The sequence below is a fragment of the Carboxylicivirga litoralis genome (genome assembly GCF_025499605.1).
In the GTDB taxonomy this organism is placed as follows: domain Bacteria; phylum Bacteroidota; class Bacteroidia; order Bacteroidales; family Marinilabiliaceae; genus Carboxylicivirga; species Carboxylicivirga litoralis.
On the sequence record NZ_JAFMVC010000049.1, the window covers coordinates 1 to 10,890 of the forward strand.

Annotated in this window: 8 protein-coding genes; 1 reads left to right on the forward strand and 7 read right to left on the reverse strand. The window is 35.5% G+C overall.

What is annotated here, in order from left to right; genetic code table 11:
* Positions 1 to 235: 235 nt before the first annotated feature.
* From J1N10_RS20085 to J1N10_RS20105, 5 genes are all read right to left on the reverse strand, one after another.
* On the reverse strand, positions 236 to 1,711 hold the full coding sequence (locus tag J1N10_RS20085) for a PKD-like family lipoprotein (RefSeq protein WP_262328521.1): 1,476 nt from the start codon (positions 1,709 to 1,711) through the stop codon (positions 236 to 238).
* Positions 1,712 to 1,722: 11 nt separating this feature from the next.
* The gene (locus tag J1N10_RS20090) at positions 1,723 to 2,481 is read right to left on the reverse strand and encodes a DUF4843 domain-containing protein (RefSeq protein WP_262328522.1); all 759 of its coding nucleotides are present in this window, start codon (positions 2,479 to 2,481) and stop codon (positions 1,723 to 1,725) included.
* Between the two features lie 15 nt (positions 2,482 to 2,496).
* Positions 2,497 to 3,930 (reverse strand): RagB/SusD family nutrient uptake outer membrane protein, encoded by a 1,434-nt coding sequence (locus J1N10_RS20095; protein WP_262328523.1) that lies wholly within the window; start codon positions 3,928 to 3,930, stop codon positions 2,497 to 2,499.
* 18 nt (positions 3,931 to 3,948) lie between these two features.
* Entirely contained in the window at positions 3,949 to 7,362 is a 3,414-nt protein-coding gene (locus J1N10_RS20100; RefSeq protein WP_262328524.1) for a SusC/RagA family TonB-linked outer membrane protein, read from the reverse strand.
* Between the two features lie 74 nt (positions 7,363 to 7,436).
* Complete coding sequence (locus tag J1N10_RS20105) at positions 7,437 to 8,573, reverse strand: FecR family protein (protein ID WP_262328525.1); 1,137 nt, start codon at positions 8,571 to 8,573, stop codon at positions 7,437 to 7,439.
* Positions 8,574 to 8,677: 104 nt separating this feature from the next.
* Here J1N10_RS20105 and J1N10_RS20110 point away from each other — a divergent pair, with 104 nt between their 5' ends.
* On the forward strand, positions 8,678 to 9,217 hold the full coding sequence (locus tag J1N10_RS20110) for an RNA polymerase sigma factor (protein WP_262328526.1): 540 nt from the start codon (positions 8,678 to 8,680) through the stop codon (positions 9,215 to 9,217).
* Positions 9,218 to 9,303: 86 nt separating this feature from the next.
* On the opposite strand, the gene J1N10_RS20115 is transcribed toward J1N10_RS20110, so the two are convergent.
* Complete coding sequence (locus J1N10_RS20115) at positions 9,304 to 10,368, reverse strand: thioredoxin family protein (RefSeq protein ID WP_262328527.1); 1,065 nt, start codon at positions 10,366 to 10,368, stop codon at positions 9,304 to 9,306.
* Between the two features lie 305 nt (positions 10,369 to 10,673).
* Positions 10,674 to 10,890: DUF7004 family protein (locus J1N10_RS20120; RefSeq protein ID WP_262328528.1), on the reverse strand; the 217-nt coding region annotated here is incomplete at its 5' end.

Sequence of the window (10,890 nt, forward strand, 5' to 3'; positions counted from 1 at the left end):
TTAGCTGTTTTACAAGTTCAGACATGGAGCTTTTAGTGTTGGTTAAAAGCCCAATTTACAAGCTTTTATCTTAAAAAGACAGTCGGCTCTTCTCCCTGTTGAGCGAAGTCTATGATTTCGAACGAGGTAAAGTAGGAGTTAGTTTACAACTGACAGTATAAGATAAAGAAGGTGTCGAGATTTTCGACACCCTCTTTGCAATCAAATCATGGGTTTAGAAAATATAATTCAATTACTAATAACTTATATAAGTATTTCCATCTCTATAAACGACAGATGAAGGGACTCCACTGCCTGAATACGTTTCTACAGCTGGCAACTCCAAGTCAGGAGTAGCGCCTTCGAAGTTATATACTCGAAGTTTCCACGAACCATCTTTTTCAGTTAATACTAAGAATATATTTGGTCCATACATTAAATCATATACATTTTTCATATATACAACCTCCTCATCTTCGGGCAAGGTTAATGTATTCTGTTCTGTTTGGTTGCCATAATTGTAATAATTTACTTTATTATCTCCATTTGAATAATACATAACAGTATTAGCACCACTGATGGCAAATACTTTAGCATTGGGCAAATCAATACTTGTAGGTACCTGATATTCTGTACTAAGAAAATATGAACTAGCCAGGTAAGGGGTTGTTATTTTTATAATAAGGGCTTTATCTTCTGTTTTGTGTTTTAATAATGCATAAGAATAATAACTAATATACATGTAATATGGTTGTGCTGCCAGATACAACAACTCATAGTCTTTATAATTATCAAATACTATGGGTTCGTTTTTAGAAGAAGAATATGCTAGGAAACTTCCTGAATGATTGTCAAAAGTCAAAAAGGAAGTTGTGCCGTTAACTAGGTATTTTGACAGATTGTAATTGTTATCAGGATATGGATATCCGAATTTACCAATATTATTACCGCTGGTTCCATAAAGATGTACGGAATTGTTGTTGATCATACCATATCCTATTGAGGCAGCAACCACTCCTTGAGGCTTTTTAACCTCAGGAAGTTCCATAAATGCGGTTTCAAAATTATTCAACTCCTCCATGGTTTCTCCGTGATATATTTTAAAACCATTATCGGAGCATACGATATAACCTGGTTCATCGCTATATTGGGTTATATTTCCATCTTCATCTTCAACCTGGTAGGAGTATCCAACTGAAAAGAATGACGAATTTACGGGTTGACCTTTTAGTCCTTCGCCGTTAATCGTCTGAAAGATATTAGAGTTAACAACACCATCTCTATCAATAAAATCGACATCGGTATAGTCATTCTCGTATTTATTAACAAAAAAACCTAATCCAAAAGGACTACTTACTGTCAACTCAGTTTTCTGATATGTTGATGTCAGGTTTTGTTTATCGGTAGCTTTAAAAACCAGTTTATACGTACCCGGATTTAAAATAACATTATAATCAAGCTTTTTATCAAATCCTAGTGTATCAATGGGTAATGATGACATAGAAGATGAATATGCATACCATAGATAGTCATATTGACTCTCATCACCTTTAATTTCTGGTTCTAACACTAATTGTTCAAGCGTGATCACATCATAATGTTCCTCTAAATTAGATTCTACAATTGGTATAATAACTTCTGCATTAGTATAATCGTAGTTTCCAATATCATCAATACATCCGGCGAGAAACATGCCGGACATTACAGCTAATATGATGAATTTTGTTTTCATATCTTTGAGTTTTATGGGAATATTACACGAGTTACACCGTCACTTTCATAAATAGGGCCGTATGTTTCTTCGTACTCTTTCAGTAAAGCATTTGCTTTCATATTGTAGTATTTTCTTATATCACTATTTATTAATGACATAGAGAAGTCGGTGAATCCTACATAGTCAATCAAAAACCTCATTTTCTCTTGTCCCCATTCACCGAATGCATACTTATAGTAGTCATCATCCCAATTTGAGGGCTTTACAGCCATTGCTGTCATGGTTACAATAAAAGTAGATTGATCGATTAAACCAGGTACAAAGGATTCGTTGGAGCTAAAACCAAATTCGAGTGTAAACTCTTCAGTCTCCATATCATCTGTTTTGAGAATAACGATAGGAACAAGTATCGAGGTTGCCCCGGCCGGCAGAATTAAATCATTGCTCAATTGAGGGGCATTAAAAGCAATATAGTGGATTCCTGCAATGGCAGCACCTTCTTCATCGGTATTTAATTGAACCATACTAATGGTTCTGTCTTCCTCTGATTGGAAACCTGTTAGGCGCACATCAACCCAAACAGTATCTTTAACAATTGAACTTTCTGCATAAAAGAAAGAGTAAGCAAAGCTTCCATATTGAGAAACTCCATTCAAGTTATAGTATCCGTCATAAAAGAAAAGAGAAGCTTCACTATTATACTTGTCTATTTTCTCTTCGCTGCATCCATGCCATAATAAACTAATAGCTACCAGGCATAGACTATGGAAAAATATCTTCTTTTTCATATTCATAATTTGACTTTATTCGAACAATGTTTGGGTTTCAGGAATTGGCAATTGGTAATTGGCTCTGTCCATTTCAATAGCTGTTGGCCATGAAAATGCTTCATAACCCAGCCTTTTGTAGAAGAAGAACATCTGTCCTTCACCATAAAGGTCCTTTCTGTATTCTTTCTCCAGACGACTCATGATAGCTTCCTGGTCTGTTAGAGTTTCGTCAATAGAAATATCCAGACCTCTGGCAACCCGGTATTCGCGAAAAATGTTGGCATCGTTATTTTCAGTGGCAATAAAATACATTTCAGCAAGGCGAATTAAAGGTATATCTTCAACTGCTGTCGTTTCAGTAGCCCAGTATTTTTTAAAGTAATTAAACGTTTCTGGATGAATTTTAATTTCCCATAAACGATCATCTCTGAACCTAATATCCGCAGCATTGATTGTTACCTCATAAGCTTCTTCCAGCTTTGCATGATCTTGAGTGTAAGCAGTGTAATTACTAAAAAACATTGAAGTTAAAGTTGCTGTAGCCAGAGAATTGTTAATAGCAAATATTTGTTCTGTAGGAAATGTTAGATCACCTGCACTTGCGTCTGCTTCTCCGCCAAGATTAAAAATTAATTCATTATCCTCACTTTCTACAGCGTTAATTACTTCCATTGCATACGTCGCAGCCTTTACAGTTTCCCCCTGCCATATGTAGTACCGGGCAAGTGTTGCTTTCACAGCGAAGATATTGAAGCGGTTTTGTCTGTAGTAATGGAACTCATCTCCTAATGCTAGATTGTTATCAGTGTTTGGCTCATTTAACACATCTGCACTAAAAGAGAGTATCGGATCGTTTTCCAAAAGATTTTCTGCTTCAGTTAAGTCATTAAGAATATTCGTAAAAACTTCTTGATAAGTTAATGTGAGCAGTTCATTAGGATCTTTAGTTACCATGGTAACATAAGGAATTGCACTATCACCAGCTTGGATGTCCTGAGGTGCTGCTCCCCAATATCGAAGAATCTCGAAATGAAGAAATGCACGCAAACCCAATGCTTCACCTTTTATTAACTCATAATTGCCCTTATTGAATAAATCCTGGTTCTCATCAATTCTTTCAAGAATAGAGTTGAGGTTTACAATACACTGGTAATATTGTACCCAAATAGTTTCCAACATACTTTTTGCACCTGTCTCTGTAAAATCGAATTCAGAGATAGCTTTTTGCAAATCAGATTCTATTTCCCAATGCTGAACCATATTTTCTGGCAGCACCATCGTTGTGTTTAATCCATATAATGATGATGTGGCCATTCGAATGTAAACACCGGTTAATACATCTTTATAACCTTGTTGTGTCTCAAACATTTCCTCCTCTCGTAATTCTGTTGCAGGACGGACGTCCAACCAGTCGTTACAAGAGGCTAACGTTATAGCTAATACTAATACTGTTATTATCTTTTTCATAGTAATGCACGTTTTTTATTAAAACCTTGCTGATAAAGCCAATGAGAATTTTCTGGAGAATGGATAAGAAGTTCCTCGTTCGCGCTTAATGGTTGAGATATAAAATAAATTTTCAGCATAAAGTCCCAGTGTCAGATAATCAATCTTAAGATTCTTATTTAACCATTGTTGGTCGAACTCATAGCTTAAATTCGCCGATGTCATCTCTAAAGTGTTTTCTTTCATTACGAAACGTGATGATGCTTGTTGCACATGTTGTAAATCGGATATATCACTAAAATAGGATTCATCACCCGGATTCTGCCAACGGTTGTAATAAGCTCTGCGATCTAGGTTACCCCATGCATCAAATCTATTAATGTTTTCAACTTTATCAACGAGTGTTTGGTTATATACATAGCCCCCCATTCGATATGAAAGAACAGCATTCAATACTACATTCTTCCAACGAAACATTGTTCTGAAGTTACCCCATACTTTAGGTTCGGCAACACCACAAGCTACTTTATCTGAAGCATCCCATGTATTGGTGCGGTTACCATCTTTATTTAAGAATATTTCATCACCTGTTGCCGGATCTATTCCTAATGAGCGAACCACATAGATAGTATTCATCGACTCACCTTCTTCATATAAGAAACTTGGGTTAGAACCTTCGTATTCCATTAACTCTGAATTAAGAAACTCCAATGAATTGGAAATACTAAGTATTTTGTTCTGATTGTGAATAAGACTACCACCAACTGACCAGGTAATCTGTCTTTCCATATCGCGATACAGATACGCATTAACATTTAACTCGACTCCTCTGTTACGTACTTCTCCTACGTTAGATTTATAGCTTGAGAAACCACTGGATGATGGGATGTTAATATCCGTAAGTAATCCATCAGTCATTTTATTATAGTAGTCTACATTAATACGAATACGACTATTAAAGAGTGACGCTTCAAGTCCTATGTTTGTTTGAGCGGTTTGTTGCCAACTTAAATCCGGATTACCTAACCCCATCATATATGACCCGGTCCAAAACTTATAAGTTTGCGAATCGTAATAGCGATAAGTTGTCAGAGCTTGGAACGAACTGAAGTTTTGAGAACCTGATGTTCCGTATGAAATTCTTAATCTGAGAGCATTAACATCCTTTTTACCTCTTAGAAATTCTTCTTGATGTAAGTTCCAACCAATACCACACGACCAGAATGGAGCTATCCTGTCGTTGGCTCCAAATTTAGATGAACCTTCTAAATTACCCGACATATCTATGAAATAACGTCTATCATAGGTGTAGTTAAGGTTAAGGATACTACCCAATCTGCGATAATGCTCTTCGGTGCTTTGCGGACTGCTTCCTTCGGGATAGTCACCTGCTAATCCCAGGTTGGCCATGTTTGCTGCAGCAAATCCTTCTGCTGTAATGTTATAGCCTTCTGTTTCAGATTCAGACATGCTTAAGTTAAGCCCTGCGTACAATTGGTGAACTTCGCTTATTGTTTTATTGTAATTCAATGTTATATCAGCTTCGTAAGAAGTAGCATACGTTGTACCGTATATATAACGTCCTCTTCGTTTATAATTTTCACCTTCGTATGCTGAAGTTTCGAACATAGTATGATCGCGAGATACGTAATAATCTGAACGGTTATCTTGTTTTGTATATCCTAGGCGTCCTCGTGCCGATAAATCATTACTGATATTCCACTCGACAGCAAAATTATTCTGAATATTAGTATAACGTGATTCGTCTTTGGACGGTAGTTTTGCGTTATACAATGGGTTGCCAGTAGTAGGAGGATTATTTGTTAATAAACCTTCTGTGTATAACATTTTTTTCAGTTTGCCATTTTCATCATATGGTGTGTAAATAGGATTGGCAACTGTATAATCAGAAAAAGATCCATAAGGTGAATTATTACTCTTGTTCTGAGCGATAATCAACTCATTCTGAAATTTGATGTTGTTAATTTCATATTGAAAAAACATATTACCTGTAAATGTAGTTCGATATGAGTCTTTCATAACACCAGCAATGTTGTTGTATGAAACACCAGCTGAATATTTGAAATGGTTATCGCCTCCATCGACCTGCAGACTATGGCGGTTTCCAACTCCAGTTCTGACAGGATATTTCAACCAATAAGTGTCTACGCCTCTTTCAACATCTATTAACCTCTCATTATATAGTTCTTCAAGGGCTTGGTTATACATAGTATTTTCTCCAATCCAATAAGTATACAATCCTGCAGCCAATTCATAATCTAGCTTTTCTTGCGCATTCATTAGATTATAAGAGGTAAGATCAGGTGCTTCTATATTAAGTGAGCCTTTGTAATTAACGCGCAGTTTTCCTTCTGCAGGACGTTTTGTGGTAATCACAACAATTCCGTTAGCGCCTCTCGAACCATACAACGCTGTTGCACTGGCATCTTTAAGTAATGTTATGCTTTCAACCAGGTCTTCATCCATATCCATAACCCTTTGAAGGGATACTTCAAAGCCGTTCATGATGAATAATGGTAAATTGGCTGTGCTTTGCGTTTGACTATCCTCCTGAAGATCCCGTACGTTGATATCCATACTTGTTCGACCTCTCATCGTGATATCCGGTAAGCGGTTAGGGTCAGAACCGTACGCAACATCGGGCATTATATTAAAACTTGGGTCGATGTTTGAGATTGAGGTTAGGACACTACGATTGCCTGCCATTTGTAACTCTTTAGAACTAACTTTAATTGCCGCTCCAGTATAGCTCTCAGGAGCTTTATTAAAAATACCGGTTACAACAACAGCACCCATAACCTCAATGGCATCATCCAAAACAATATGGATTTCTGTTTGTTCATCAATCTGCACTTCTTTGGTTATCATTCCAATAAATGATACAGACAGTACATTGCTGCTACTATATTTAGCGGGCACCTTTAAGTTAAATCTTCCTTGAGCATCAGTTGATATGCCTAAAGGTGTTCCTTTTAAAATAACGTTTGCGCCTACTAGTAGTTCTCCTTCTTTATCGCTAACTGTACCGGTTATGAGTACACCCTCCTCAGGCTGTTGAGCTTCTGTTTCGTCTTCACGTGGGCCAATGATAATTACCTTACCTTCAATATTATAAGAGTAAGGTTTGTCCTTGAATATCAGTTCTAGTATTTCAACAAGCTCACCATCTGAGATATTAATACTTACATTATTAATGTCTTTTGCTGTTAATGTGCTATACATAAATGTATAGTCACTTTTCGATTCAATTTCGCTAACGATTTCTTCAAGAGGAACGTTCTTTTTATTGATACTCAGTTTTATTTCTTGTTGGGCTGCATTTGCTACTTCACAAAAACCTTGAATAAAAAGTATAAGAATTATCCCCCAAAGCGTTACGGCTAATTTTACGCCTACCTTGTTGCGCATAGCCTGCTTAGAGATTATTTTCATAGAAAATTACATTAAAATATGAATTGTATTTAAGATTAAATTAATATGTATTGTAAGCGCTTAACAATCAACTTTTATTTTCCTTTGTTTAATATCAGAACATGCTGATCTTCAACTTTAAATTTCACATCTCCGGTTAATTCCATCATCCCCATTATCTTTTTAAAGTCTTCTTTATGTGATAATTTAAATCGGAAACGTTTGTTTCTCATGGATTCTTCATTAAAATCGTATTCAAAATTGTACCACATACTTAAATCATACATTATCTCTTCCAACCTTTTATTGTCGAATACAAACATTCCATTAGCTCTTTCTTGATATATGGAGGCATTAACTGTGAGTATTTTTATGGTCTGATCAGCCCTGTCATAAACAGCCATTTGATCTGGTGTAATCTTAATATTATTCATATTCACTTTACCTGATACAAGAGCGGTTTCGACCTTATTTTCATTGGGATATGCTCTTACGTTAAAGCTGGTGCCTAATACTTTAACTATTGAGCCTCCGGCTTCAATCAAAAATGGCTTTGTCGGATCTGATTCTACATCAAAATATGCTTCCCCTTCTAAAGTTACTAAACGTTGAGATGTATTGAAATGAGCAGGGAAAGTCAACTTAGATTGCGGGAAAAGAGTAATATTAGTGCCATCTTTAAGTGAAATTGTATGACTAGTGCCTAAAGGAACTGTTATCGTATAACGTTTGGTGTTTATCTTCTCTTCTGGCAGAGTGTCAACTTGAGCAATTAAGGATGCAATATCCGCTTCTTTTTTTAGCGATAATGTTTTTCCAGATGGAAACTCAAGGGTCGTATTTTCTACATTATACTGCTCTACCCTAATATTATTATAATGGCTTTGTATTTTGGTCAGATATATCCCAACAGCCATCATAATGGTAACTACTGCTGCCGCTGCTGAATATGGTAATAAGCGACGTAATGCAGATGGTCTTTGGGTGTTGAACTTCAATTTTATTTCTTCTAAAACCTTGTCAGCTGACTCCCTCTTGGTTGTAGTAAATTTATTATTAACTACTTTACTGATGATGCTATTAAGATCTTCCTGGTTGTTTAGGTTATTCTTAGTTATTAACATAGCAAGCTTTTGGCGTTCTGTATCAGAAAGCTCTTCTGTCACCATTTTGCGTAACAGCTGTGCCATTTCTATTGATTCGTTATATTTTTTATCAATGATTCGTCTCACGATGATCCCCTTTTATTACCTATATCCTCAAAAATAATTTTCGGGTTACTTGAATTACAAAAAAAAACTAACTTTACCCAATCCAAAGAGTTAAAAGTCTATAAATGAATACTACTATTTCTCGTTTTAGGGAAGGAGATGAAGGAGCATTTGATAAATTGTTTCACACATTTTGGGATGCAGGTTTAAACTTTGTACAATCTTTTTTGCCAAAAGAGGATGTTGGTGAGGATATTGTACAAGAGGTTTTTGTGAAAATATGGGATAAACGCCAGATTTTCGAAAATGAAAAACATTTTAAGGCATATTTTTACAGGGCACTAAAGAATAATACATTAAGATATATCACGAGAAATAGTCCTGCATTGGAATTATCGAGTGCCCGTAGCTTAGAAGGGGATGATTTTTTTAGGACTATTGTAGAGGTTGAGTTTAACCGTGAAGTATCGCAGGCCATTGAAAATCTGCCCAAGGGAAGGCGTGAGATTATTTTAAAGGCAATGGCTGGATTAACTGTTGAAGAAATAGCTGAGAGCCTCAATATCTCGGTTAATACAGTTAAAACACAAAAGAAGAGAGCTTATGCTGTGCTTCGGGATGAGTTGAAAGATGTACATCTTCGAATTCTATTCATTTTTGTTTAAGTAATACTTTACTTAGCATGACAAAAAACGCTCTTTTATCAGGAAAAGAGCGCTTACAAAATATAGTATATTGATTAAGGAAGAAGCTACCTGTAGGTTGAGTTAATAATATAACCTTTAACAGAGTCAGATGAGACCAAAGCAAGTAGTTTATCTTTCTCTTCTTTTGTTAAAAGGTCCTTAAGTCCTGGAATAACAATATATAACATCAGGTCCTTTTCATTATCTGTAAGATTTGGTATCGTTTTTTCAATTTCGCTAAAGAGCTCTTCTTTTCCTGATTTAGAGGTTTTGATTATCGCTGCAGATTTAAAAACCGGTAAGGTTTTGAGGTTGGTTATTCCAAGTGAATTAACCTTTTCCCATGTATTATTTATATCCTCAACTGAGACATCTTTTCGGTTGACTTTTACAATCATACCAAAATATAATGCATACTTGTCAATAAAAACTGAATCAACCTTTTCTGTGCCTACAACTTTTCTGAATTTTTTCTTGTTTTCCTCAAGGAATTTTTCACGGTCCGAACCCAATTTGGCATAGTTCTCAAAAATGAAAAAGGCTTCTGAGCTTATTTTTCCCTTATCGCTAAGTGAGTTGTAAAACTCATTAACCATATCATTCAATCCATTCTGCTTAATTGATTTAGATGCCATAAGAGCCTGAATATACCCTGATACCAGTTTGGGGTCTCTTTCTCCGTCTTCGTACCTCTTTTTTAATTGACCAAATGCTTTGCTGGGGTTAAACGCTTCTTTGACTTTGTGAATAAATTTTTCACCATCCAGGACACCACCTGCAAACATATGGACTAATTCTCCATTATTATCCAGAATAATAAATGTTGGGTAAGCTGATACCTTATATTTTATTGCAAATTTTGGTCCTGCAACCCCGGATTGTGCATTTACTTTGATATTTACAAATTTTTTATTGAAGTAGTCACCAAGCTCTTTAAGAGGAAATACTTTTTGTGCCATTAATTTGCAAGGAGAGCACCAGTCTGTATAAACATCGATAAAGACATATTTATTCTCTTCTTTAGCCTTAATAACAGCATCTTCCACTGTAATGTCTTCAAAGTTAATTCCTTGACCCATTGTTGATAGAGAGATGAATAGTGTTGCAAAAATCAAATAAAAAATTTTCATAAGTAGTTTTGTTAAATTATTATTAGATACGAATAGTTTTATATGATGTATTTATCCTTAAGGACGCGTATCAAATAAACTGTTCCTACTTAAAATATCCACCAAAACTAAATGTGGGTTATCAGGTATTTAAGAAAATCTGATTATTTATTAGCAAGATTGGAGCTAATTCTTAGTTAGTGTGTAGTATTGCAAGACTAATTGGCATAAAATGAATTAATAATTAGGAATGATATTTTTTTAGCTTGTTGAACTCCTGCCAACTTTGCTTTTACTAAAGTTGGTAGCCAGAATGAGAGTATAGTTTATAAAGTAAAGCTGTTATAGCCAAGTCGTTTAATGCGTTTTTTTAGGATGGCTTTCTTCTTATTTTCTTCAGCAATCATGGCGGCATATATTACACTTAGCCATTGTTCTACAATTGCACCATCATTCCATTTGTAGGACGAAACAATGTTGTCAATCAGTTTAATAACCGAAGAGTCGACCTGCGTAGTAGTTGATTCGTATATTTTTAAGAAG